The sequence below is a fragment of the Nitrobacter sp. TKz-YC02 genome, from assembly GCF_049852135.1.
Taxonomy (GTDB): domain Bacteria; phylum Pseudomonadota; class Alphaproteobacteria; order Rhizobiales; family Xanthobacteraceae; genus Nitrobacter; species Nitrobacter vulgaris.
Window position 1 is genome coordinate 3470081 of sequence record NZ_CP180728.1, and the last position, 24137, is coordinate 3494217.

The following is a 24137-nucleotide window of genomic DNA, read 5'->3' on the forward strand; positions in this document are numbered from 1 at the left end:
CGTGTCTCTCTGCTCCAGGGTGAAGAAACCAAGCCGCGTGGCTTTTGTCGGATCGAGACCGTCCGGCACTTGCCCAACGCCGCAGGAAATGTAGGCCGCTGCAAAGCACTCCTCGGTGTTGGCTCAAGGAGAGTCCGGGGTACCATGCTGTTGAGCGGCAGGTTCGCGCCAAGAAACGGGCCGCCGCGTTTAGCTGCGCAGTCCCGGCGCTTCCTGGCCCGTGCGTGCGACGTATTCGGTGTAGCCACCGCCATACTGGTGGATGCCCTCGGGCGTCAGTTCCAGCACGCGATTGGAGAGGACGCTGAGGAAATGTCGGTCGTGCGAGACGAACAGCATAGTGCCCTCGAAATCCGACAGTGCTGAGATCAGCATCTCCTTGGTCGCAAGATCGAGATGGTTGGTCGGCTCATCTAGAACCAGAAAATTCGGCGGATCGAACAGCATCTTCGCCATCCCTAGCCGTGCTTTCTCTCCGCCCGACAAAACCCGGCACCGTTTCTCAACGTCGTCGCCGGAAAAGCCGAAGCATCCGGCGAGCGCGCGAAGGCTACCCTGCCCCGCGGTCGGAAACGCATCTTCCAGTGACTGGAATACCGTGCGGTCGCCATTGAGCAGATCCATGGCGTGCTGGGCAAAATAGCCCATCTTGACGCTTCCCCCCACGGCTACCGTGCCGGCGTCGGGCTCGCTCGCGCCGGCTACCAACTTGAGCAGCGTTGACTTGCCGGCTCCGTTGACGCCCATCACGCACCAGCGCTCCCGCCGGCGGATCATGAAATCGAACCCGCCATAGATCCGCTTGCCGCCATACCCCTTGTGGATGTTCTTCAATGCGACGACATCCTCGCCGGAGCGCGGCGCCGGCGGAAAATCGAATGCGATCGTCTGGCGGCGCCGAGGCGGCTCCACCCGCTCGATCTTGTCGAGCTTCTTCACCCGGCTCTGGACCTGCGCAGCATGCGAGGCACGCGCCTTGAAGCGCTCGATGAACTTAATCTCCTTGGCGAGCATGGCCTGCTGGCGCTCGAACTGGGCCTGCTGCTGCTTCTGGTTCAGTGCACGCTGGTGCTCATAGAACTCGTAGTTGCCGGAATAGGTCGTCAGCGAACCAGAGTCGATCTCGACGACCTTGGCGATCACGCGGTTGAGGAACTCGCGATCGTGCGAAGTCATCAACAGCGTGCCTTCATAATCTCGGAGGAAGCGTTCGAGCCAGATCAGGCTTTCGAGATCGAGATGGTTGCTCGGCTCGTCCAGCAGCATGACATCGGGGCGCATCAGAAGGATACGCGCCAGCGCCACGCGCATTTTCCAGCCTCCAGAGAGCACGCCGACATCGCCCTCCATCATCTCCTGGCTAAACCCCAGGCCTGAGAGCGCCTCGCGCGCCCGGCCATCAAGTGCATAGCCGTCGAGCTCCTCGAAACGATGCTGCACCTCTCCATAGCGCGCGATGATCGTCTCCATCTCGTCGGCGCTATCCGGGCTGGCCATCGCGGCCTCGAGTTTGCGGAGTTCGGCGGCGACCACGCTGACGGGTCCCGCTCCATCCATCACCTCCGTTACGGCACTGCGGCCGGACATCTCGCCGACATCCTGGCTGAAATAACCGATGCTGATGCCGCGATCGATCGAGACCTGCCCTTCGTCGGGCAGTTCCTGGCCTGTGATCATCCGGAACAGCGTGGTCTTGCCGGCCCCGTTCGGACCGACGAGGCCGATTTTCTCGCCCTTGTTGAGCGCCGCCGAGGCTTCGATGAAAAGGATCTGGTGGCCAGCTTGCTTGCTGACGTTGTCGAGACGGATCATGCGATCTTTTTGCGCGAAAGAAGTATCGCGGTCTCTTAGTCCATGTGGGCAGTAAGTGGAAGCCCGGCCGCACGCCGCGCGACCGCCTACGTTCCGCGCTGGAAGAAGCCGCAATACAGCGCTACAGGAACGGCCAGAACGATCCACGAAACGCCGTCCCAGATGCCATCGCCGAGTAACGCTGACATCAATCCAACCGTACTCAGGACGGCGATGATGGCCGGCCATGCAAAAATCTCGCGAAGGGTCCGATGTCGGGTACGTGCTGGCATCATGGCGACAACATCGGCCGCTTGAAGGCGGCGCCTGCGGGTTCGCGAACGCTGCTCTCGCCAGCCTTGCGCCGCCGCAGCCAGAGATAGACGCCCGTTCCGAGGACGATAATGGTCATGGCATCCAGCAGCGCCCAGATGATCTTTAGCGGCATCCCGCCATAGTCGCCGAAATGCAGCGGCTGCGAGATGAACAGTGCAGTGACGTACCAGGGCATATCGCGGCTGTCGGTGAGCTTGCCGGTCTCTGCATCGATCAACGCCGGCTTGAGCAACCGTGAGGTCAGCGGCGTATCGCCGCGCATGAAGACCGTATAGTGGCTCTTGCTTGAGAAGATCGTGCCGGGAAACGCGATGAACGACGGCATCATGCCGGGCACGGCCTTCGCGGCCACATCCGTCGCCGCCTGAACCGGGGTCGGGTGCGCGGGCAAAGTGCGGTCGCTATATTGCGCCGTCATCTCGGCGAGTTGGCCATACTGCCACATCTTGAGCACGAGGTCGGCCCAAGTGTTGATGACGCCAGTGAATCCCACAACCAGCGTCCACATCACCAGCAGGATGCCGGCGAGGTTATGCAGATCGAGCCAGCGCACCACGCGCGGACGCTCAGAACGATAGACCCCGAAGCTCTGCTTGCGCATCGACGGCGCGTAGACGACGACACCTGATATGATTGCAACGCAGAACAGAATCCCCATTAGCCCAAGAAACAGCTTCCCGGGCAGGCCGGCGAACATATCGGTGTGCAGCTTGAGCATGATGAACGTAAAGCGCCCGGTGACGTCAGGCGCGTCGAGATAGGCGCCAGTATGGGCATCGACCCGGACGATGCGGTTGTCGGCCGGATCGGCATCGATGCTCTTGCCGACACTAACCAGCATCGCGTTCGGGTCGTCGTGGTCCCAGATCAGGAAATGCGGCACCTTCCCGGGCATCGCCGCCACGGCGCTCGCCACCACGCGATCGAGACTCGCCGGCGGCGTGCCTTGGGGGACGACGGCCGCCTCGACCTGGCCGTGCAGCAGTTCATCAATCTGTTCGTGGAAGATCAACGGCAGGCCGGTGATGCACAGCATCAGCATGAACAAGGTGCAGATGATGCTGGACCACTTGTGAGTCCAGCTCCATTTGCGCAAGGCTTTTGGTGTCATCCTTTAGCTCACTAACTCACTTCGAAATCAGCGCGGGATGCGGGTCATCCGCATTCCAACTATACCTCAGGGTGCCAAGCACGGTGCGGCTCGTGCCCATTGCGCAATACGGCAGTCCAGTCAGGCAAGACTGGACATAGAAACGATCCGCGAGATTAGTTGCGTTGACCTGCATTTTCCAGCCCCTCATATCCGGTCGCAGATGGCCTGACTCTGGCTATCGGAGCGCAGGATGAACGACGACAGAGAGGCAAACGGGTGCCACCTGCAATCACATTTTGATCAAGCGCCCTCGATCTTCGCCACAAGATGATCCAGTATCCGCTCGACTTAACGCGGCAGGGGGCAACTTTTACGGAAAGCCCGATGGAAGCGGCAGCATCGAACCGGCAATCAAACTCATCGCTGCCGAGATTCATACCGCTGGAATGAAGCGGCACGAATTGCCAAGACCGCCAAGGCCTGTGCCCAAATTGCGCTGGGCATCGCTGTTAAATACCCACCTTCAAGGCTTCGTCGAATCCACCCTCTTCCAGGTCTGATCGGGATCGAACAAACTGATACGATTGGCGAGTACTTCCGTGCTTTTACCAAGATCCTTTTGATAGACAGTGCCGGCGTGATTGACCATGAAGGTCATGACACCAGAGTTTCCGTATTCGGCAGGATAGGCAATCAGCGCGAAACCACCAATCATCTTGCGTTTGACGACGTAGTCAAGTGCGCCTCCCGGTGCATCTGGCCCCTGCCCCCTCAATATTCGAAAGACGTAACCGTGATACGGGTCGCCTCGCCCATCAACCTTATAGCCCTCTGATGATGCTCGCGCCGCCAACTCACCAAGCGGGCTTGGATCGCCATCGTCGCGCCAGAAAAGGCCATCCTTCTTGCCTGGGGTGCTGACAATGCGTTGCGCGTAAACGCCAGCACCTTCGCCTGTACGATCCTTCTCGGCATATTCGTTCTGGGCATCCACGAAGGCGAGAGAGGCCTGAATCGCATCCAACTCATTGCGCCCAATGCGGCGATAAAGAATCTCAAGACGCCCAGCCGACGTGTCGAATTCCCAGCCGCTCTTGCTGTTGACAAGTGGAATTGGGAACGGAAATTCATCGGCTCCCAAAATGAGCGTGGCTTTCTTGTTTTCCTCAGTCTTGATCGAGTGCTTGGCATCGTAAGCGGAAAGAAAACGCTCACGTGTCTCTTTGTCAGCAACGCTATCGCCGGATTCGACCACGTCTTCGGCACGGCTGCCAAGGACTTTCAGAATGGCGCTTGTCGTGCCGGTCTTGACCGCCGCCGCCAATCCCGCCGCCGCATCTTCCGGCGAAGAAAAAGCCTGCTGAGCCTGACTCACGCCGATCGACAGCGCGACAACGATTGCTATCGCGCCTGTCGAAGCGGCGCGGGACATCCACATTGATGTGATCATGGCGACACCTCCCGCAGCGCAGGAATTTTTGCGCGCCCAGCAAGCCAGTCGCTGTAGGTTCGCAGCTTCAATCCAAGCTTCTCATAGTAGACTCTGAGGTAACCGTCGCGACCACGGGTCACGGCTTGCGGCATCAGATTCTGCACTTCCTGCGCGATCACGCCAACATATGACTTGCTGCTACCGAGATAGCTGAAGCGGTAGTAACCAAGGCCGTTGGTAAGATAACCCAGCAGTACGAGGTGGTGTTTCAGTTGGACATCGGACCGCCGTCCACCGCCGCCGCGGAAGCCGCCACCGCCGCCCCGGAAGCCACCGCCACCGCCGCGAAAACCGCCACCGCCATGAAAGCCGCCGCCACCGCCACGTCCGGCGAAGCTGGCAGCACCTCCTCCTCGCCCGCCCAGGCTTGCATGACCGCGAGCCGAAGCCGCGGAAGCAGCCCTGCCCGACGATATGTTCATGGCACCGCCACGATTGCCGCCACCGCGCGCCGCGCCGCCAGCACGGTTGGCAGCCCTGTTACCTGCTTTGGCACGGTCGCCACCGCCCCTAGCGCGATCGGCTGCGCCCGGTCGATTTCCACGATCGCCGCCCGGCCGGTCGCGTGAGGCCGCACGGTCGCCTGCACGATCTCCGCCGCCAGGCCGATCCTGCCCTGGACGAAGCACCTGCTGCCCACCGCGGCCCCGAAAATCCATGCGGTTCGATGCGCCAGCCCTCAGATTGTTGTTACCGAAGCGCTGCTGAACATTCGCGTTATTGTACCGCACACCCTGACGATGCACCGAATTGTGCTGCCAGCTAGTTCCGACGTTATTTATCCGATTGTAGTGGTTGACGTAGAGATTGCGGTTACCCCAATTGAATCCGCCACCCCAGTAGTTACCCCAGCGTCCGATAGCCCAGCCTGCACCGAACGCGAGCCCCGTCGCGATCACACCCGCGCCGATATAGGACGGATACCCGAAGTAATAGGGTGGATACGCTGCATAGGGCCAAGTTCCGTAAACCGCGGCGGGATCGTAGTACGGCACGTACATCGTGTTGGGGCTGGTCGACTCGATGACAATCGCCTGCTTGCTTTCCTGCGCTTGAACGCTCACCTTTTGCTGCTTGGTTGTAACCAGCTTCTTGTTGTCATAGGCTTTGGAGCGAAGGCGTTGGATTGCATCCATGACATCGGCTTGCTGCGCGAGAACGGCATCGCCGAGACTCTTGGTCCAGTCGATCTTGTCGCTCATCATTGAAATGACATCTGGAGTGCTTGAAAGCGCTTTGACGCTGTTGTCCCACGATTGCTTTTCAACCTCCTTCTTCAACGCATCACCTTTCAGGGTTTTGCGTTCCTTGAGCCAGCGATCGGCCTGCACGACCTCCAGCGGATAGGTTGATGCCGCCAGTACATTCGCCAGCAGTTCATCGGGGTAGAGCGCAATCGGGGCGGCCAGCGCCTCGAGTTGCTCAGGTTTCAACAGCTCTGCATCGGGCACAGATTTGGTGGCTTGCTGTGGCGTACCGTTTGGATCCGGCGGATTATCGGCCGTTTGGGCCGAGATAGCGATAGGATCCGCCATTAGCAATGCGAGCGCGATCAGGGCCTTGCCGCAGCGAAACATCACACCTCTCCTCGTGTTCATCGCTACAAAAAATGGAGCAAAGCCGAGCTCGTTCTTTGATAAAGATCAACGAAACGAACGGCACCGTTCTTCTGCGGGGCGAGGGTTGCCTGGCTGCAAGTCTCAGACCGAAGTAGCTTGATCCTGAAGAATCGGAAGCCTAAGCGTGAAAAGTGCGCCGCCGGGTGACTGATTTGCCGCAGAAATCTGTCCGTGATGTGCTTCGACAATAGAACGGACGATTGCAAGTCCCATACCCATGCCCTGCGGTTTCGTCGTGAAAAACGGATCGAAAACCTTCGCAAGATCGGCGATCGTAATACCGGGGCCGGTGTCGCTGATACTGACTTCCGCCCAGGCGCCCGAGCGCCTTGTGGTTACGCTGACTTCTCGCTCTATTGCCCCCGCTTCGGAGATTGCATCCATCGCGTTGATCATCAAGTTCAGAAAGACTTGTTGTAAATGAACAACGTCTCCCATGATCTTCATGTCGATCGATTCCGTACTACATTTCAATGCGATATTCCGCTCGCTGCCGACGGTCGCGATAAACCCCATCACTTGCCGTACCGTCTCGTTCAAGTCGATACAGGTAATCTCAAATGGTGTTTTCTTCAGCACGCTGCGTAGCCGACGTATCACCTCGCTGGCGCGCTGATCGTCACGCCTGATGTCAGCAAGAATTTCCTTCACCTCATCGAGATTCGGCGAGCGACTCTTCAGCATGAGCTCGGCTGTCTCGGTGTTGGTGAGAATCGAACCAAGCGGCTGGTTCAATTCATGCGCGATAGAAATCGTCAGCTCTCCGACAGTCGAATTGCGGTTGATATGGGCAAGATCAGTCAAGCGTTGGCGCGATTCGACTTCGGCAAGACGGCGACGACGACGCTCATGCAGCAGTCCGCTGATCAACACTCCCTGAATCAGGATTACGGTCGCAATCAACAACAACTGCCAACGATTGACCTCCCATATGCGGGGCTCGCGAAACAAGACTTCGCTTCCTGGAGGCAGGTTGCTCTCGCTGATACCCCAGCGCTGCATTTCGCGCCAATCGAACTTCGGATTGGAATATTTGATCGCAGCCGGCCTTATATCGCGAGGTTTTTCTCCGTTCAGAATACGTATCGCCACAGCGGCTGTGAGCCTGCTAATTTCGATAACGGAATACATCGGCCCGCCGACAGTCTCATTGCCAAAAAAACCATCGTCGTAAGAAAAAATCGGAGCATTGGACACTGCGTGAAGTTGCTGAAGCGCGGTATTCCCCTCGTAAGAGACTCCAGTTGCGTCGACGTTCATCAGATGCCAGAAAATAGCTGTTTTCGGCGGCAACGTTTCGCTTTTCTTCAGAAAATCCTGGAACGAAATATCATTGGGCCAGATGAACTCAACCTTCTTCTGGACAGATGCCGCGTCCTTGCGGAGTTCGCCGAGCCAGAATTTCTCGTTGGGCGACGTTCCGTTCAAAACGACAATTCGCTCCGTGCCGGGAAGAACACGAAGGATCGTCTCGAAAGAAAGGCGAAAATCGTGAGAAACAGCAATGACGGTGTCACTATCCGGCAAATCCGAGAACTGGATACGACGCTGCTCGACCGCTGTCAGTATCAGGGGAATTTGAGTGAACAAATGTCGGCGGTGATGCTGAACAAAATTCGAGGCAGGAGCGCCGATGGCAATGACAATATCCGGAGGGTGTTCGGAATAGAGCGCATTCAGGTAGGCAATAAACGGTGGCTCAGGATTTTCATCGCCAGAACGTGCGGAAACCATCGAGTGGTCCTGAATATCGATCTGCCACGGCGACAACTGCTCCAGATTCTCCCGAATGGCTTTGGCATACGTCCCCCATGGTCTGAAATCTCGTCCAAAGGAATGCAGGATCAATACCCGTTTGATCTCGCGAGTCTGACCGCTGCGCGCAAACTCGGACGGGATGATCGTCCAAACCAGCAGACAAACACATAGACGGGTAACAAGACCCAGCCAGAATGGGTTAGTCGCTGCCATCGGGGCGCGTCCATTCATCCTCGTACCCGGCGGCCCGAACGACTGTCTTGCAGCAAGTTTCAGTGCAGGCGCACTACCGTCAACGGTCTCAGCCGAGCCGGACGAGACCGTCAACCAAAGCGTCGCGACCCGACCGTGGGTTTCCACGACCTTTGCGCGCATCATAATATGCGCCTGTGGTACTGACCGCAACGGTCCAGGGACGTTGCCGTCGTTACAGAGTAGCTTTGCAGCGAACGTTACGGTGACGGTCGGCTCATTCTTTGCCTGATACAATTGCTTTCCACCGCGACACGCCGTGCAATCGCAAATACAGCGCGCCGACCCACATAAGTCGGCAATCAGAAAGATTGCCCATCACCGCTAACAAACACCGGTTGCGCTCGCGGTGGCAAGATAGAAAAGCACATGGTGCGGCGCCATGGAATGTATCGCCTCGTTCAACTCTCCTCTCCCCGACTTTGGCCTCAGACTTTAGCGTGCCCGGTAACCATGGATGCGAATTTTGTTGATTTGAATCAAGGTAACGACGTCGACCCGACCTAGCCTCGTCATGACAATATATTCGTCAGGAGTTCTCGTCATGCCAGGCAGCATCGATGACCTCATCCCCAGCGCGCAACAGATCCGGAAAGAAGCGGCCCTCAAGGAAGCCGAAAAGGCGGATCAATATGCCCGCCTGGCAGCAGCAGCCCAAGCCGAGAAACATGCACTGATCGAGCGGCTCAGTCGTCCATCCGGCAAGTCCGAGGAGGAAAAAATCCAGCTCGCCTCGACCGTCATCCAGCGAGCAGTCCGAAACGGACTAACCGAAGTGCAGGTGTATCGGTTCCCCAACTCGCTATGCACGGATAAAGGCCGAGCCATCAATCAGCAGGAGGCCGACTGGGAGAACACACTGACGGGCATACCAAAGGAAATCTTCGAGCTCTGGCGCGACTACCTGAAACCACGGGGCTATCGCATCAGCTACCAGATCATTGATTACCCCGGAGGTGTCCCTGGCGACATCGCCGTCACCATCTCCTGGGGAGACTAGGAACGGTTGGTGGAGTTTGGTCTGAAGCAGCGGAAGGTAGACATGTCAGCCGACGCGGACACGCCACGGATGAAGCGCAAGGTCTATGAAAAAGAGCTGGAAAAGCTCCAGGTCGAGCTTTGCTATCTTCAGGAATGGGTGAAGGCGAACAAGATTCGAGTCATCGTCTTGTTCGAGGGCCGGGATGCCGCCGGCAAGGGCGGCACGATCAAGGCGATTACGGAGAAGGTCAGTCCGCGCGTGTTTCGCGTTACGGCCTTGCCAGCTCCGTCCGACCGGGAAAAGACGCAATTATTTCTTCAACGCTACATGCAGCATTTTCCGGCTGCAGGTGAAATTGTGATCTTCGACCGGAGTTGGTACAATCGCGCCGGCGTGGAATATGTGATGGGCTTCTGTACGCCGGCCGAGCACAAACGATTCCTTTCTCTCTGCCCCCAGATGGAGAAATATGTCATCGAAGGGGGCATCATCCTGATCAAACTCTGGCTTGAGGTCGGAATGGACGAGCAGGAGCGTCGCTTCAAGGCGAGAATCGACGATCCGCTGCGGCAGTGGAAGTTGAGTCCGATGGATACTGCATCTTACCAACGATGGTACGACTACTCAGAAGCGCGGGACCTGATGCTGAAGGCAACCAGCACGAAGCAATCGCCATGGTACATCGTTCGCTCCGACGACAAGCGTCGAGCTCGACTGAACTGCATTGCGCATCTGCTGAAGTTGATTCCGTATAAACGGATACATAAAAACAAGGTCAAGCTGCCAAAGCGCTCCGCGAAGGAGCGCTTTGACGACCAGGCGGGCCTGCGTGGGATGGCGTTCGTGGCAGAACGTTACTGAGTGGACCAGGTCGCCTACTGCGCGGTCCGACTGGTTCGCATCTGTTTCAAGCTTATCGATACCCCGCCGACAGCGACCGACATTTCGGCGCCTACCCTCGGGCCACTCAGTTGCAAAATCACGCCATTGGCGTTTTGCAATTGAACTCCGCCCGCGCCAACCGCTAAGGCACCCCCGGCTCCGACGGCGGTGTACCTGCCTTCTATCGAAGCCGGCCCTTTCAGATTAAGGGCTCGTCCAACAAGCTTGGTCGTCGAGGCTCCGATCGTAAAGCCGACACTCATGCCCGAGACAGTGAATGGATAGTGAGTGCCCCGGAGCGTCAGCACGCCCTCGCCGCCACCGACTCCTACAACAAACCCGCCTTTGGTGAAGATCACCGCGACACGCCCTGTTTCAGCGCGAGCGGGCGTACTGATGGCAGCCGCGCCCACGAGCAAGACTAACAAGGCAGAGCTCACGCTAAATTTCTTCATGATATCTTTTTCCTTTTCCCTCTGATGACTCACACTCTGGTGAACCAGCAGCTTCGAACCAAACCGGGAGAAAATTGATCGACACATTTTGTGCGGGCTGGTGTCGTTGGAGATTTTACTTTTTGCCTTCCGCCACCTTGATCCAGGTCAATATCTTAATCTCGTGACACGACTGGCCAAGCTGCAGAAAATGCCAAACTGCATCATGCAACTTGGTGTCAGACACATCCAGCCGGAGATCCTTGGCTGCAGGAGTCACCGGTTGTTGGAGTCATCGGGTTCGACCACCGTCAAACTCGGGAGGAGCTTCCTATCCAGGCGGCCGTTCGTCCCGGAGACCGGATCGTTCGCTAACATTGCCCTCCCTCAACACGCTGTCGAGCGTACGGAGCCATTCGCTACTGTCCGTCTTCTCCGCCAACCCTTCTGCTCGCAGCAACTCACGCAACTGCGCGTGAGCGCCGACAATGCAGAACGTTATTCGACGCGACGCCAGCTCATCATAAAGATCAAGTAACATCCGCGCACCCGCCAGATCGATGTAGGGAGATGCGGATAGATCGCAGGCAACCAGCCTGACGTCAGAGACCATTCGCAGCTTTTCCAAAACGGCCTCCAGAATCGTCTCGGCATTGATGTAGAGCAACGAGGCTTCAGGACGGAACGCAACAACGCCAACTAGCGGCGTCACGCCCTCATGCCTGATGCTGTCGGAATAGCGGCCAGATCCAGGAATCCGTCCGAGAAACGCTATGTTGGGTCGTGACGCCCGGATAAGCAGCAGGAGGATGGATGCCAGAGCTGCAAGCAGGACACCCTGGAGAATCCCAAGCAGCAACACGGATACGAGGGCAATGGCCGCGGCATAAAAGTCGATACGACTCACTGCCCACATGCGAAGCAGCGCGCGGACGTCGACCAATCTGTAAACTGCAGCAATGACAACTCCAGCCAATACTGCCCGCGGAAGGTTGGTCAGCAACTCCGTAAAGAAAAGCAGGCAGAGCGCGAGGGTTAGCGAGCAAAATAACAATGCCAGGGGCGTTCGCGCACCAGCCGTGTCATTGACGGCGGACTGCGACAATCCGCCTGCGACGGGATAGCCGTGACCGAATGCAACTGCGAGGTTGGCAGCCCCAAATCCAAGAAATTCTTGTCGGACGTCAATACTATATCCATGTTTCGCCGCAAAACTCCGCGCCGCCGAAACGCCTTCTATATAGGCCAGCAGTAGACATCCGGCTGCTATTGGAAATAATTCCTGGAAATCCAGCATTCCGAAAGTTGGCACCTCGAAGGCAGGCAATCCGGGCGGTATCTTCCCGGTGACAGGGACACCCATTGCCGGAAGCCCTAACAAAGTTGCCATAAGAATCGACAATGCCAACACCATGAGTCCGACGGGCCTGCCCGTCAGGAATCGCTCGCCAAGGAGCAGGAGCACGACCGCCGCAATTCCTATTGCCAATACAAGTGGATTGATGTTGCCGATCTGACCTGCAAGCCGAATTGCACGGTCAACGAAGTTGTGCCCGCCACCAGCTACACCGAACAGGTTCGGTAACTGACTCATTATAATTGTAAGCCCCGCCCCCGCCTTGAAGCCGACGAGAATGCTGTCGCTAACTAGGCGCACAAGAACGCTCAGCTTGAAAAGCCAGGCAATCAGGCAAAGCAGCGCCACAGCGAATGCCGAAAGACTCGCGATCTGAGCGAAACGCATCGCGTCCCCCCCCGCCAGGGCCCCGACACTGCTGGCGATCATGAGCGAGATTGCGGAGGTCGGACCGACAGCAAGCTGGCGGGATGACCCCATGAGGGCATAACCTAAACCGCCAAGCAGATAGCCATAGATGCCCACCTGCGGCGGCAACCCGGCAAGGCCCGCATAGGCCAGTGACACCGGGATCGCGTAGGCGGCGAGGGTCACTCCGGCGATGGTATCATAACGCAACCAGGACAATCTGTATTCGGCAAGCCACGTCAACGGCGGGAAAACCCCTATCCAACCCGCTCGCTGAAACGCGCGCAACGTCATAGGTGTTCCTTGTTGGGATGTATCTCGCAGCGAAGCAAGACGATCAGCAAGGCACCCGCCGAGAGACCAGGAACGAGATTGGGTACGCCCTTCGTTGCACAGACGTCCACGGCCGCCCTACACGAGTTGTAGCAAATCCTGACGGCATAGGCGGCGCGGCGAGCCCGACGCGGATTGATCTGGATCAAGCTCTCGACGAATTTCCTGAATACCCGCGATGATCAAGGAAATGGCTCCTGGAAGGAGCTGCGGCTGGGATTACGACGTCGCTGCCACTCGATCGTTTCGCTTCCATCGATAAGGGCGCGGCGAGCAGACATTCGAGCAGGACGCCAACAAACGAATCGACCGATCGCGCTAGAATGACGCTTCCCGCACTTTTTCGACCGGCTCGATTAGCGATCTTGCCGAAAATGGCTTGGTTAGGTACGCGATACATCCCGATTCGATTGCGGCCGAGCGCTTTGCGTCACTGTCGTTTCCGGTAATGAAGATCACTGGCAGCTCGACACCTCTGCCGGCGAGTTGGCGACGCAAGTCTATGCCTGATTCTTTGTTCAGATCGATGTCAAGGATCACGCAAAAGGCGTCGTCGAAATCTGCATGACGCAGCAGCGCAGCGCCGGATTCGAACAGTGTTACGTTAAAACCATGCTCTCTCAATAACCGTTTCATGCCTTTGAGCATTGACGGATTATCGTCGACGACAAGAATCGACTTGGATTTCGTTATTATCGGCCTCCCAGGAAGGCCCATCCCGCGTTCATTCAGATGCCTCGTCTGCTAATATTCATACTGTCCTTTCGTACATGGTACACGACGTAAATGTTTCTGCGAACAAAGGCTATCTGCCTGAATTTTCGTTTGGATCGATCAGCCCAAGCCGTTCCGCGATCGAAACCAGTTCTGCGAGCGAGTGCACTCGCATCTTTTCCATCACTTCATGGCGATGCGCTTTCACGGTGCGTTCGGTTGTTCCAAGTTCTCTGGCAACTTGCTTGTTGATCTTTCCGCGCACGATCAAATCGAAGACCTGTCGCTCGCGGGGCGTCAATCTCGTAAGAAGTGCGAGACTCGCATCAAGCTTGCTTCGTTGGCTGCGGACCGACTCATGGCGCGCCAAGGCGCGCTCGATCGCCCCTATCAGTTGCTCTGATGATACCGGCTTGATCAGGAGATCTTCGGCACCTGCTCTGATAGCTCGTACGGTCGTCGGAATGTCAGCATAGCCGGTGACGAAGATGACAGGCAACATCGAATGAAGCTCGATGAGACGGCTTTGCAATTCCAGCCCGTTCAGTCCGGGCATTCGAACGTCGAGCAAGACGCAACCAGGTCCTTCAGAGCCCTGCAGACGATCCAGCAGCGTCTGAGCCGACGAATGCTTCTCAACTTCATAGCCAGCAAGCTTCAGGCGGCGTTCGACTGCTGTACGAAACGAAGCATCGTCGTCCACAATATAGACAAGGCTAGACAAGTCCGCCTCCCAGCCGCCACCCTGGCCGATATCGGGCTTCCAGAATCACCCAGGGTCTTTGCGGCCAAGGGGTCCGGTTTTCATTTTTTCGGACATCCTATTGCAGACCTGTCCCTAGGTACAATGTCCCTTCAGACAATGGTCAAAAAACATGTCTTAGCGGAAGCTCCACGGCCACGGCAAAGAGCCTTCCTCCCACGGAAACATATTCTTAGAGGCAGACCATATCCAACAACCAGTTGCACAGGAGTTGGCCATGTTTGTCCGCATCACCAACGATTTGGCGTATCGTGCCGTCTCTCTCGGCGAACTCGGAATAGCGGGTGATTCAAATCAAAAAGTAAGTTTAAACGAATTTACCTACAAGAAAGGCTCTGAAATCTATGGGGAAAAGGAGCCTGCGGACTATGTCTATCAGGTCAAGGCGGGCTCGGTGCGAAGCTACAAATTGCTTCCAGACGGTCGCCGCCAGATCGGTGCGTTTCACCTCGTCGGCGACATCTTCGGACTGGAAAACGGAAGCGAGCATCGGTTTACGGCAGAGGCGATCGTGAACACTACGGTTCGCTTGATCAAACGGCGGAGCCTTGAGATGATGGCAGAGAGCGATGCCATGGTCTCGCGGAATCTCCTCGGCATGACCACGGAAAATCTGGAGCATGCCGAAAATCACATGCTCCTGCTCGGCCGAAAGACCTCTCTGGAGCGGGTCGCGGCCTTCCTGGTCGAGATGGATCGACGACTTGCAGCAGCCGGCGTCATGCCACTGCCGATGTCGCGGCGCGACATTGCCGACTATCTCGGGCTGACGCTGGAAACGGTATCGCGTGCCCTATCGCGACTGCATGAACTCGGCATCATCGGTTTCATAGGCACCAATCGACGTCAGATCACCCTTCTGAATCGAAGGCAGCTCGCTACCCTCGATCTGCAAAACTGAAAATTCAGAGTTCATGATGCTCTCTCATGCCTAACACCCGGCGATGGCCTCTCCAGCAGCAGCGACAATGTGTGCTTCGCAATCATCAACTCTTCGTCGGTCGGTATGATGTAAACCGGGATGCGGCTGTCGGAACGTGATATGAGTTGCGCATTGCGGGAATTCTCGTCAGCACTAAGCGTAACACCAAGCCACCTCAGTTGATCGACGATGCGCGCCCGAATCCGGGTCGAGTTTTCGCCGATACCGGCGGTAAAGACGAAAGCGTCGAGACCCTGCAGCGCGGCTGCGAGCATGCCAGCATCGAGGCCGACCCGATAAACGAAATAATCAATCGCAAGTTTCGCCTTAGGGTCCTCGCTCGCCTCCAGTTCGCGCATATCGTTGCTGACACCCGAGAGTCCTTTCAATCCGCAATCCCGGTAAAGGAAGTCTTGTACTTTAGCAGGTGACATTCCCTTCTCTGAGATCAGATAGAGCACGACACCGGGATCGATTTGGCCTGGACGCGTTCCCATAGGTAGCCCGTCGAGTGCCGTGAACCCCATGGTACTCTCGATGCTGCGTCCCCCCTTTAACGCGCACATCGAGGCCCCGCTACCGAGATGCGCGACAATCACCCGGCCCTTGGCGATCTCGGGCGCGACGTGCGGCAAAGTCTTCGCGATATACTCATATGAGAGACCGTGAAATCCGTAACGCCGCACACCCTCGGCATATAACTGGTGAGGAATCGCATAGAGGTCAGAGACAGCGTCACGCGTGCGGTGAAACGCAGTATCGAAACAAGCCACCTGTGGGAGTGTTGGAAAATTAGCGAGAAGTGACCGGACCGGAGCCAAATTATGCGGCTGATGAATCGGAGCCAGAGCCACAAGCCGTTCCAGCCGCGCTACGACGCCGTGGTCGATCAACACCGGCCGGTCATAATCCGGTCCGCCGTGAACCACGCGATGGCCGACAGCCATCGGGCTCATGCCGAGTTCGTCGCGCAACCATCCGCCGGCGATGCCCATTGCTGTTGGAACATCCGAAACCAATTCGATCGGATAGGCGCGGTGGGCTAGTGGTTCGCCACGCACGCCGCTCGCACGTAGGCGGGGACGGCTGCCAATTCCGTCGATCTGGCCCTTGATCTGCCGGCGTAGCCTCCCTTCTCCTTCGATCGAAAAGATCTAAAACTTGACGCTTGAGGAGCCTGCATTGACGACGAGGATAGTATCCATAGCGATCACGCGGCAACTGTTGAAGTTTTCTAAGGTCTAGCACTCGCATCGAGAGCCGCAGCGAGTCGGCCTGGTAGCTTCGATCACACATGGCTTGCCGGCGGCTTGCGGGTAACAGCTGATGACACTCTCGATCAACATGCTTCGGCGCGCGATACGCCTGATCGTTTGTCCAGGTATCAGCTCGGGCAGGAAGCCGATCAGATAGCCGGGATGACCTACTTTCATCGCAACGCCAATTTCGTTGTCTGCCCTGATGTCTCGACCTCGCTATCATGCAATTCATTCAAGGAGCATCGAGGTATCGAGCGTTGATTTAGGTCAACGTTCGATATTCAGCCCGACAATGGCGCTTTGTCGGCGCGATCGCTACGTATCCAGGCCACTGTCAATTCCCAGGTCAGAGAAAGAATGATCGGTCCGACAAAGAGGCCGACAATTCCATGCGCGAGCGTTCCTCCGATCACCCCGACAAAGATGACGAGTGTCGGGGTGGTCAGGCCACGCTTCATTACCAGCGGTTTCAAGATGTTGTCGATTACGCCGACGAGACCCAGGAACACCGTCAGCAGAAGCGCTGTGGTGAAATCCTTGTCCGTCCATATCCAAATGACCACCGGAACCAGGACGATTGCCGCGCCAACTTGAATGATCGACAGGATCATAACTGCGAAGGCCAACAAACCGGCGCTGGGAATACCTGCCAGCTTGAAGCCAATGCCGGCCAATAGGGACTGGATGATTGCGACGCCGATGACACCCTGGGATACCGCGCGGATGGTCGCACCCGCCAGTTCGAGGAAATGTTCGCTCTGCTCAGGCACGATGCGATAGAGGAAGCTCTTGCCTGCCTCTACAAGCTGCGAACCATAGGGGAAGAGAAACCCGGCCAGCGCCACAGACAGGATAAACTTCAGCAAGCCCATGCCGGCATTGCCGGCAAGAGCTAACAAAACGCCTGCCAGTGGCTTCAGATAAGGAGCCACCTCACGCAAAGCAGCTCGAATGTTGCTGGATGCCTGATTCCAGAACTCGTAAAGACTCGGGCCGATGAGCGGCCAGTTATTGATGCTTTCCGACGGGGATGGAATAACAAGATTACCAGCACCCAGGTTTCCAGCGAACTCCTTCACTCCGTCCAGGGCACTCAAGCCAAGCCAGGTTGCTGGTCCGATGACAATTCCGAGATTGATGAGGGTGAGAATTGCTGCTGCGAGCTTTGGACGACCGCCAAGAAGCTTGGAAAGAAAATTGAAGACAGGATAGAGCGCAACAGCAAGTACGATGCTCCAGGCCAAGATGGGCACAAAAGGTCGGATCAGAAGGATCGTCCAGTAGATCAGGAAAGCAAGCAACCCGAGGCGGATCACAAGCTGAATGACGTCGTCTCCGGGCAAGTACTGGCGAAAGGTTTTCAAGGACGACCTCTTTTGAGGGCGGGCATACCGTCACCAAGCTATCGGCCGCAGGTCAGCCTGGCGTCGGCAATCGCGACCTTGCAGGTCAAGCCGCGCAGCACGCTTGTCTTGTTTGCATCTGTTCCCGCTTGCAAGCGGGCCGCGATGAGCGTGGTGCCGGCTGCACCGTTGTCGCAACGGCACATGTTAGGGAAGGAATCGCATCGCCGGCTTTGATCTAGATCAACTGTCTGTCGACGGCCGCTCTCCCCGTACCCACCGCCCTGCTGCACTCTGGTACGAGGGACGATTGATGCTCAGCGAAGAAAGCTGTGCAAGGCGGCCCCGATGAAGGTCTCCTGCTGACTGAACTCAGAATGCTTTATCTCGGCATGGGAATAAGGACCCACCCGTATCCACAACGTAGCTACAACCAGTCCACCGTCGCCTCCCCGCAGTCGCGTTCTGCAATCGCTTATCGACGTGACGCCTGATGGCGGCAGCCGACGTGTGCTTTTCGATTTCCTTCGCGCGCTCGGGCGCCGAGACTTCTTTGGTTTCTACCTGAGGTTTGAAAGCTGCCCACTTGCCAACCTGAGTCAGTTGGCAGATTGTGGGTATCTGGTCAGCCGTAGATCAACGTCTGTTGGATTCGAACAAGAGACTCGATCGATCGACAGCCGGGGGGTTCTTATGGCGGCTCGCGCGAAGATCTGGTTTTCCTGCCTGTTTCTCGTTTCATCCGCCGCTCTGGCGCAGCAGCCACCCACTATTCAAGTAAGCGTCGTGCCGGCAGAAAAGACGGCATTGGCCGACACAACCCGCTTCGTGGGCAGGATTGAAGCCATTGAGCGCGTCGACGTGCGTGCGCGCGTCACCGGCTTTCTGGAGAAGGTCGAGTTCAAGGACGGCGACCGCGTGAAACAGGGCACACCTCTCTATCAAATCGAGAAGGGGCCGTTTGAGGCCGCGGTCCAACAGGCAAGGGCGGCCGTCGACAAGACGCGGGCTCTCCTGGAAAATGCAAACATCCAGAAACGACGCGCTGATGAATTGATAAAGACCAGCGCAATCTCCCAGGCCACACGCGACGACCGCACTGCATCCGCGCGGGAGGCCGAAGGGAATTTTGCTGCCGCCGAAGCCGATCTCAAGACGGCAGAGATCAACCTCGCCTACACCGACATTACGTCGCCGATCGATGGACGGATCGGCCGAACTGCTGTCACGCGCGGCAATGTCGTCGGGCCGAATTCGGGCGTGCTGACCACGATTGTCAGCTCTGATCCGATGTATGTCGTCTTTCCGGTCAGCCAGCGCGAATTTCTGCGGCTAAAAGAGGAAGGTCGCGGTACCAGAAAGCAATCGGCGAAGGACTTCAACGTCAACATTCAGTTTTCAAACGGCGCGGCCTATGGCGAGAAAGGGCAGATCGATTTCGTCGACGTCAAGGTCGACCGGGCGACCGACGCGGTGACGGTGCGCGCCAAGATCGCTAACCCGAATGGCGAACTTGTCGATGGCCAACTCGTTCACGTCGCCGTCGAGAGCGGCAAACCCGAGGAGCGTGTCGTCGTCCCACAGGCCGCCCTGATTGCCGATCAGCTTGGCACCTATGTATTCGCCATCGAGGACGGCAAGGCCGTGGTGAAACGGCTCAGGCTCGGACCTACGAAGGGTGGCTCGGTCGTCGTCCTCGAAGGATTAACCGGTGGCGAGATGGTCGTCGTTCAGGGCGTGCAGGGCCTGAGACAGGGCGCCGCCGTCACCGCTTCGCCGGCCCAGCCCCCTGTTCGCGGGCTCTAGCCATGCTGTCATCCATCTTCGTCGAGCGTCCGCGTCTGGCCGTTGTCATTGCCGTTGTCACCGCCATCGCCGGGCTGGTGTCACTGCTTGTGATTCCGATCGCGCAGCTTCCAAACATCGTTCCGCCGCAAGTCTCGGTGACCGCCGTCTACCCAGGCGCATCCTCGCTGGTCGTCGATTCCACGGTCGCCCAGGTGATCGAATCCCAGATCGTCGGCGTCGACAAGATGATCTACATGAAGAGCATCTCCGGCAACGATGGCAGCTATTCGTTGTTGGCTTCGTTCGAACTCGGCACCGATCCCGATATCAACACGGTCAATGTCAATAACCGTGTTCAGATCGCACTCGCCAAGATGCCGGAAGAAGTCAAGCGATCGGGCATTACGGTGAAGAAGAAGTCGTCCGCGCTTCTCGCCGTTGTCGCGGTGTATTCGCCGACGCAAGCCTACGACGAACTGTTCCTGTCCAACTACGTCACGATCAATCTGCTGGACCAGATCCGGAGCACACCCGGTGTCGGCGATGCCCAATTGTTCGGTCCGCAAGACTATTCGATGCGGATCTGGCTCAAGACGGATCAATTGACCGGTCTTGGGCTGACCGCCGGCGACGTGATCTCGGCCATCCAAACGCAGAACGTGCAGGCGGCCGTCGGGCGAATCGGTGCGCGTCCGGTGTCCGACGACCAGCAACTCCAGCTCAACATCCAGACCAAGGGAAGGCTCTCCTCGACGAAGGAGTTCGAAAGGGTCATCATCCGGAGCAATCCCGACGGATCGGTCCTGCGCCTCGGCGATATCGCCCGCCTGGAACTCGGCGCCGCCAATCTGGACAGGTCGACGCGCCTGAACGGCGCCGCGACGACGCTGATCGGAATCTATCAGACTCCCGGCGCGAACGCCCTTCGGAGCGTCGACGCCCTCAACAAGCTGTTGGCGGACAATGCCAAGTCGTTTCCCGAAGGCGTGGCTTGGAAGGTCACCTATGATCCAACTGTCTTCGTCAGGGCGACGATCGAGAAGGTCAAGCACACCCTCCTCGAGGCCGCCCTGCTGGTGCTGCTAGTAGTCTTCATCTTCCTGGGAAACATCCGCGCCACCTTGATTCCGATGATCGCCGTTCCCGTCAGCCTGATTGGCACCTTCATCGTGCTCAACGCCATCGGATACTCCGCCAATACCGTGTCACTTCTTGCGATGATCCTGGCGATCGGCATCGTGGTGGACGATGCCATCGTGGTGGTCGAGGCCGTCGAACAGACGATGGAGGCGCATCCCGAGCTGTCGGCAGGAGAAGCAACCAAACTCGCGATGCAGGGTATCTTCGCGCCCATCATCGCAATCACACTGGTGCTGCTCGCGGTGTTCGTGCCGGTTGCCTTCATTTCCGGGATTTCCGGCGAATTGTTCCGGCAGTTCGCGGTCACGGTCGCCGTCTCCATGTTCCTGTCGGCTATCAACGCGCTGACGCTATCGCCGGCTCTCTGCGCAGTTCTGCTGAAGCCTCATCACGGACCGAAACGCGGCTTGATGGGGAGGTTGAGCCGGGGAATCGATGTCGTCCGCGATGGCTACGGTTTGGCTGTCGCGCGACTGGTTCGGCTTGCAGTTGTTGGGATCGTCGTCGTTGTGGCAGCGTTTGCCGGCATTGGGCTGCTTGCGAGGGTGACCCCGACCGGCTTCATCCCGTCCGATGATCAGGGTGCATTCTTCGTTGTCGTCCAGTTGCCCGACGGCGCCTCGATCGGGCGCACATCGGAGGTGGTGCGGCAAGCCGAGGATATCCTCAAGAAGGAAAGCTCGATCGCCGATGTAAGCTCGATCATCGGATTGAACTTCGTCGACAATTACTCCCAGCCAAACTCCGGCTTCCTGATCGTCACGCTCAAGAATTTTGAAGAGCGTACGAGAGCTACCGAAACGTCCGATGCGATCATCGCGCGGCTCGCATCCGCGCTGCGCAGCGTAAGGGGAGGTAGCGCCGTTCCACTGGCGCCGCCGCCAATCATCGGCCTCGGCACCGGCGGCGGTTTCAGCTACGTGCTGCAGGATATGCAAGGCGGCGAACCTGCCAACATGGCTCAGGTGCTGCGCGGGCTGGTGATCGCGGCGAACCAGGACCCGCAGCTCTCGCGGGTATTCACGACCTTCTCGGCGACCAATCCATCGGTGTTCCTGGAGATCGACCGCGACAAGGCGCGCATCCTCGGGATTGAAATCAACTCGATATTCCAGGCGCTGCAGACCTCGCTCGGAGGCTTCTACGTTAATGACATCAACCTGTTCGGACGTACCTGGCAGGTCCAGGTGCAGGCTGAGAGCGAGGACCGTTCCTCCGTAGAGGATATCTACCGCATCAATGTGCGCAGCAAGGACGGACAGATGGTTTCACTGCGCAGCCTCGTTGAGGTGCGCATCGCGCTCGGCCCGCAGGGGCTGATCCGCTACAATAATACACGTGCCGCAACCGTTCTGGGTGGGCCGGCTCCAGGCGTGTCCTCAGGGCAAGCGCTCGCTGCGATGGACGCGGTAGCGGCGAAGACATTGCCATCCGGATATCGGGGGTCGTGGACCGACATCTCGTTCCAGGAAAAGCGGGCGGAAGGGCAGACTCCGGTCATCCTCGCGTTCGCGTTGTTGTTTGCATATCTCTTCCTTGTCGGGCTCTATGAGAGTTGGACCATACCGGTACCGGTCTTGCTGTCGGTCTCGGTTGGAGTGGCGGGCGCCTATCTGTCTATCCTACTCGCTGGGCTGACGCTCGATCTCTACGCGCAGATCGGAATGATCGTTCTGATCGGCTTGGCGGCGAAGAACGGCATTCTGATCGTTGAATTCGCCAAGGCGCGGCGCGAGCAAGGTCACCCCCTGCATGAGGCGGCGGTCGAAGGTGCACGATTGCGATTTCGGCCGGTCATGATGACGTCGTTTGCCTTCATTCTAGGACTCGTTCCCCTCGTCATCGCGTCCGGTGCCTCCAAACTTGCGTTTCGCAACGTCGCCACTCCCGTCTTCGGCGGCATGCTGGCGGCATCGTTGATCGGCGTCTTCGCTATCCCTCCGCTGTACGTTCTCTTCCAGGACCTTCGCGAACGGATCAAGGCGAGGTTTGCGACCAAGCCAGGTTCTCACACACCCGCCGCAGACCATTGAGTCTTGTCGTTGTCGTTGAGTTTCGAAGAAGGGCACGCCATGAGCGACCTAGGCTGCATTAGCGCTTTTCTGCTCCATGGAGCCGCATCTCAATGACGTTGACAGAAAGCCGGTCAATTTAATGGCGTTCGGCCGCTTCAATAAAATGCGCGTGGTTCTACGCCGCCTCATCCTTTGCCTTTGACGCGGAAGACGACGGGCAGCGTGAAGCTCAATCCTTCGTCCGCGATCAGCGGCGGGGGCGGCGGCACCGGATCGGACCGGTGCATCATGGCGAGTGCGGCGTTGTCGAAGACCGGATCACCCGATCCCTTCACGATGGTGGCCGACACGACATGGCCGAGGCGATCGAGCACGAAGTTGACGAGAATCTCGACGTTTTTCTGGATGTGTTCAGGCGGATAGCGCTTGTGCTTGTCGAGATGCGCCACCAATTCCTTCTGCCAGGTGGCCAGGATTCGGCGCGCGCTTGCGCCGGTGCCTTGCTGCGGCGCGACCGAACGCTCCGATTCCTGGGCATTCTCAACGCTCGGCATCGCGGTCGCTTCAGAGGCCGCCGATTCCTGCGAGGCCGTCGTCGGCTTCGCCGCCTTTTCGGGGTCGTCATCGACCGGCTTTTTTGAGTCGGTCTCGGTGACGATCCGATCCGGTTCATCGGTCTCCGTCGGCGTGTCCTTGGGCAGATCGGTTTCCTTCTCGACCGCCTTCTGCTCGGCAAGCGCGGGCGAGGCGACGGATGCGTCGGTGTCCGGCCCGGGCGGAAGGTCGGTCGCCTCACGATGCGGCGAGGACAGATCGAGTCCGATCTCGATCGCCGGCGCGCCGAGATCATCGTCCGACTCATCGGTTTGCATGTGAGCCACCGCCAGCGCCACGCAACCGAGATGGATCGCAAGCGCGGCAGCCGCTGACAAAGCCCAAAGACGGCGGGACGGCGGTGGCTCTGCGATGATCTCAGACATGGTCAGGGCTTTGCGCTAGCCGCGGCCGGAACGGACTGGGCGTCCGGAACACCCTCGAGCGCAACCAGCTTGATTTTCGTGAAGCCGCCCGCGCGCAGGATCTCCAGCACGTCCATCAGGTCGCCGTAAGGCACCGCGCGGTCTGCCCGCAGAAAGATGAAACTGTCCTTGGTTATGTTCGGCGTGCTGTCCAGCGTCCGCACCAGATCGACGCGCTTGACCATGGTCTCGCCGATGGCGACGGCAAGATCGGCCTTGATGCTGACATAGGTCGGCTTGTCAGGCTTCTTCTGCGGTGTCGCGCTCGACGTCGGCAGGTTGACCGGAAGATCGACGGTCGACAGCGGCGCCGCCACCATGAAGATGATCAGAAGAACTAGAATGACGTCGATGAACGGCGTGACGTTGATCTCGTGCGCTTCAGCGTAATCCTCGTCGTCGTCGAGGCCGCCTTCTGCAATCGATGCGCCCATCGC

Annotated in this window: 20 protein-coding genes; 5 read left to right on the top strand and 15 right to left on the bottom strand. The window is 58.0% G+C overall.

Annotated features, from left to right (window positions below; genetic code table 11):
• Nucleotides 1-189 precede the first annotated feature (189 nt).
• From ACM561_RS16695 to ACM561_RS16720, 6 genes are all read right to left on the bottom strand, one after another.
• The gene (locus tag ACM561_RS16695; protein WP_425906524.1) at nt 190-1812 is read right to left on the bottom strand and encodes an ABC-F family ATP-binding cassette domain-containing protein; all 1623 of its coding nucleotides are present in this window, start codon (nt 1810-1812) and stop codon (nt 190-192) included.
• Nucleotides 1813-1898: 86 nt separating this feature from the next.
• Nucleotides 1899-2087, bottom strand: coding sequence for a hypothetical protein (locus ACM561_RS16700; RefSeq protein ID WP_087881210.1), 189 nt, complete (start codon nt 2085-2087; stop codon nt 1899-1901).
• Nucleotides 2084-3238, bottom strand: coding sequence for a PepSY-associated TM helix domain-containing protein (locus ACM561_RS16705; protein WP_425906526.1), 1155 nt, complete (start codon nt 3236-3238; stop codon nt 2084-2086). The genes ACM561_RS16700 and ACM561_RS16705 overlap by 4 nt, the downstream gene beginning before the upstream one ends.
• A 505-nt stretch (nt 3239-3743) precedes the next feature.
• Entirely contained in the window at nt 3744-4652 is a 909-nt protein-coding gene (locus tag ACM561_RS16710) for a DUF2950 domain-containing protein (RefSeq protein WP_425906528.1), read from the bottom strand.
• A gap of 14 nt (nt 4653-4666) precedes the next feature.
• Nucleotides 4667-6289 carry a DUF3300 domain-containing protein gene (locus ACM561_RS16715; protein ID WP_425906530.1) on the bottom strand — a complete coding sequence of 541 codons (1623 nt, stop codon included), beginning with the start codon at nt 6287-6289 and terminating at the stop codon, nt 4667-4669.
• Nucleotides 6290-6412: 123 nt separating this feature from the next.
• Nucleotides 6413-8578 carry a sensor histidine kinase gene (locus ACM561_RS16720; RefSeq protein ID WP_425906531.1) on the bottom strand — a complete coding sequence of 722 codons (2166 nt, stop codon included), beginning with the start codon at nt 8576-8578 and terminating at the stop codon, nt 6413-6415.
• A 307-nt stretch (nt 8579-8885) separates the two neighbouring features.
• Here ACM561_RS16720 and ACM561_RS16725 point away from each other — a divergent pair, with 307 nt between their 5' ends.
• Both ACM561_RS16725 and ppk2 read left to right on the top strand, forming a co-directional pair.
• Entirely contained in the window at nt 8886-9341 is a 456-nt protein-coding gene (locus ACM561_RS16725) for a hypothetical protein (protein ID WP_425906533.1), read from the top strand.
• A 42-nt stretch (nt 9342-9383) separates the two neighbouring features.
• Entirely contained in the window at nt 9384-10184 is an 801-nt protein-coding gene (ppk2, locus tag ACM561_RS16730) for a polyphosphate kinase 2 (protein WP_425906535.1), read from the top strand.
• Between the two features lie 14 nt (nt 10185-10198).
• Here the strand turns inward: ppk2 and ACM561_RS16735 are convergent, their stop codons facing one another.
• From ACM561_RS16735 to ACM561_RS16750, 4 genes are all read right to left on the bottom strand, one after another.
• Nucleotides 10199-10660 carry a hypothetical protein gene (locus ACM561_RS16735; RefSeq protein WP_425906537.1) on the bottom strand — a complete coding sequence of 154 codons (462 nt, stop codon included), beginning with the start codon at nt 10658-10660 and terminating at the stop codon, nt 10199-10201.
• A gap of 310 nt (nt 10661-10970) precedes the next feature.
• Nucleotides 10971-12698 (bottom strand): SulP family inorganic anion transporter, encoded by a 1728-nt coding sequence (locus ACM561_RS16740; protein ID WP_425906538.1) that lies wholly within the window; start codon nt 12696-12698, stop codon nt 10971-10973.
• Between the two features lie 357 nt (nt 12699-13055).
• Nucleotides 13056-13454, bottom strand: coding sequence for a response regulator (locus ACM561_RS16745; protein WP_425906539.1), 399 nt, complete (start codon nt 13452-13454; stop codon nt 13056-13058).
• Between the two features lie 88 nt (nt 13455-13542).
• Nucleotides 13543-14175 carry a response regulator transcription factor gene (locus ACM561_RS16750; RefSeq protein ID WP_425906541.1) on the bottom strand — a complete coding sequence of 211 codons (633 nt, stop codon included), beginning with the start codon at nt 14173-14175 and terminating at the stop codon, nt 13543-13545.
• A 256-nt stretch (nt 14176-14431) separates the two neighbouring features.
• Between ACM561_RS16750 and ACM561_RS16755 the strand changes: the two genes are divergently transcribed.
• The gene (locus ACM561_RS16755; RefSeq protein ID WP_425906542.1) at nt 14432-15115 is read left to right on the top strand and encodes a helix-turn-helix domain-containing protein; all 684 of its coding nucleotides are present in this window, start codon (nt 14432-14434) and stop codon (nt 15113-15115) included.
• An 11-nt stretch (nt 15116-15126) separates the two neighbouring features.
• Here the strand turns inward: ACM561_RS16755 and ACM561_RS16760 are convergent, their stop codons facing one another.
• From ACM561_RS16760 to ACM561_RS16770, 3 genes are all read right to left on the bottom strand, one after another.
• Nucleotides 15127-16290, bottom strand: a complete 1164-nt coding sequence (locus ACM561_RS16760) for an acetate/propionate family kinase (protein WP_425909798.1) — start codon at nt 16288-16290, stop codon at nt 15127-15129.
• 87 nt (nt 16291-16377) lie between these two features.
• On the bottom strand, nt 16378-16599 hold the full coding sequence (locus ACM561_RS16765; protein ID WP_425909800.1) for a DUF3141 domain-containing protein: 222 nt from the start codon (nt 16597-16599) through the stop codon (nt 16378-16380).
• A 77-nt stretch (nt 16600-16676) separates the two neighbouring features.
• On the bottom strand, nt 16677-17759 hold the full coding sequence (locus tag ACM561_RS16770; protein ID WP_425906544.1) for an AI-2E family transporter: 1083 nt from the start codon (nt 17757-17759) through the stop codon (nt 16677-16679).
• 672 nt (nt 17760-18431) lie between these two features.
• On the opposite strand from ACM561_RS16770, the gene ACM561_RS16775 reads away from it, so the two are divergent.
• Nucleotides 18432-19544, top strand: a complete 1113-nt coding sequence (locus ACM561_RS16775; protein ID WP_425906545.1) for an efflux RND transporter periplasmic adaptor subunit — start codon at nt 18432-18434, stop codon at nt 19542-19544.
• A gap of 2 nt (nt 19545-19546) precedes the next feature.
• Entirely contained in the window at nt 19547-22699 is a 3153-nt protein-coding gene (locus tag ACM561_RS16780) for an efflux RND transporter permease subunit (RefSeq protein WP_425906547.1), read from the top strand.
• A 167-nt stretch (nt 22700-22866) separates the two neighbouring features.
• Here the strand turns inward: ACM561_RS16780 and ACM561_RS16785 are convergent, their stop codons facing one another.
• Nucleotides 22867-23661 (bottom strand): TonB family protein, encoded by a 795-nt coding sequence (locus ACM561_RS16785; protein ID WP_425906548.1) that lies wholly within the window; start codon nt 23659-23661, stop codon nt 22867-22869.
• Nucleotides 23662-23663: 2 nt separating this feature from the next.
• Nucleotides 23664-24134, bottom strand: a complete 471-nt coding sequence (gene exbD, locus ACM561_RS16790) for a TonB system transport protein ExbD (protein ID WP_425906550.1) — start codon at nt 24132-24134, stop codon at nt 23664-23666.
• Nucleotides 24135-24137: the final 3 nt, after the last annotated feature.

What these genes read in the sequence shown, in the direction of transcription:
- ACM561_RS16740 (WP_425906538.1), bottom strand. Translation starts at nt 12,698, where the DNA reads ATGACGTTGCGCGCGTTTCAGCGAGCGGGTTGGATAGGGGTTTTCCCG.
- ACM561_RS16695 (WP_425906524.1), bottom strand. Translation starts at nt 1,812, where the DNA reads ATGATCCGTCTCGACAACGTCAGCAAGCAAGCTGGCCACCAGATCCTT.
- ACM561_RS16725 (WP_425906533.1), top strand. Translation starts at nt 8,886, where the DNA reads ATGCCAGGCAGCATCGATGACCTCATCCCCAGCGCGCAACAGATCCGG.
- ACM561_RS16780 (WP_425906547.1), top strand. Translation starts at nt 19,547, where the DNA reads ATGCTGTCATCCATCTTCGTCGAGCGTCCGCGTCTGGCCGTTGTCATT.
- ACM561_RS16745 (WP_425906539.1), bottom strand. Translation starts at nt 13,454, where the DNA reads ATGGGCCTTCCTGGGAGGCCGATAATAACGAAATCCAAGTCGATTCTT.
- ACM561_RS16785 (WP_425906548.1), bottom strand. Translation starts at nt 23,661, where the DNA reads ATGTCTGAGATCATCGCAGAGCCACCGCCGTCCCGCCGTCTTTGGGCT.
- ACM561_RS16700 (WP_087881210.1), bottom strand. Translation starts at nt 2,087, where the DNA reads ATGATGCCAGCACGTACCCGACATCGGACCCTTCGCGAGATTTTTGCA.
- ACM561_RS16755 (WP_425906542.1), top strand. Translation starts at nt 14,432, where the DNA reads ATGTTTGTCCGCATCACCAACGATTTGGCGTATCGTGCCGTCTCTCTC.
- ACM561_RS16715 (WP_425906530.1), bottom strand. Translation starts at nt 6,289, where the DNA reads ATGTTTCGCTGCGGCAAGGCCCTGATCGCGCTCGCATTGCTAATGGCG.
- ACM561_RS16705 (WP_425906526.1), bottom strand. Translation starts at nt 3,238, where the DNA reads ATGACACCAAAAGCCTTGCGCAAATGGAGCTGGACTCACAAGTGGTCC.
- ACM561_RS16775 (WP_425906545.1), top strand. Translation starts at nt 18,432, where the DNA reads ATGGCGGCTCGCGCGAAGATCTGGTTTTCCTGCCTGTTTCTCGTTTCA.
- exbD (WP_425906550.1), bottom strand. Translation starts at nt 24,134, where the DNA reads ATGGGCGCATCGATTGCAGAAGGCGGCCTCGACGACGACGAGGATTAC.
- ACM561_RS16710 (WP_425906528.1), bottom strand. Translation starts at nt 4,652, where the DNA reads ATGTCCCGCGCCGCTTCGACAGGCGCGATAGCAATCGTTGTCGCGCTG.
- ppk2 (WP_425906535.1), top strand. Translation starts at nt 9,384, where the DNA reads ATGTCAGCCGACGCGGACACGCCACGGATGAAGCGCAAGGTCTATGAA.
- ACM561_RS16735 (WP_425906537.1), bottom strand. Translation starts at nt 10,660, where the DNA reads ATGAAGAAATTTAGCGTGAGCTCTGCCTTGTTAGTCTTGCTCGTGGGC.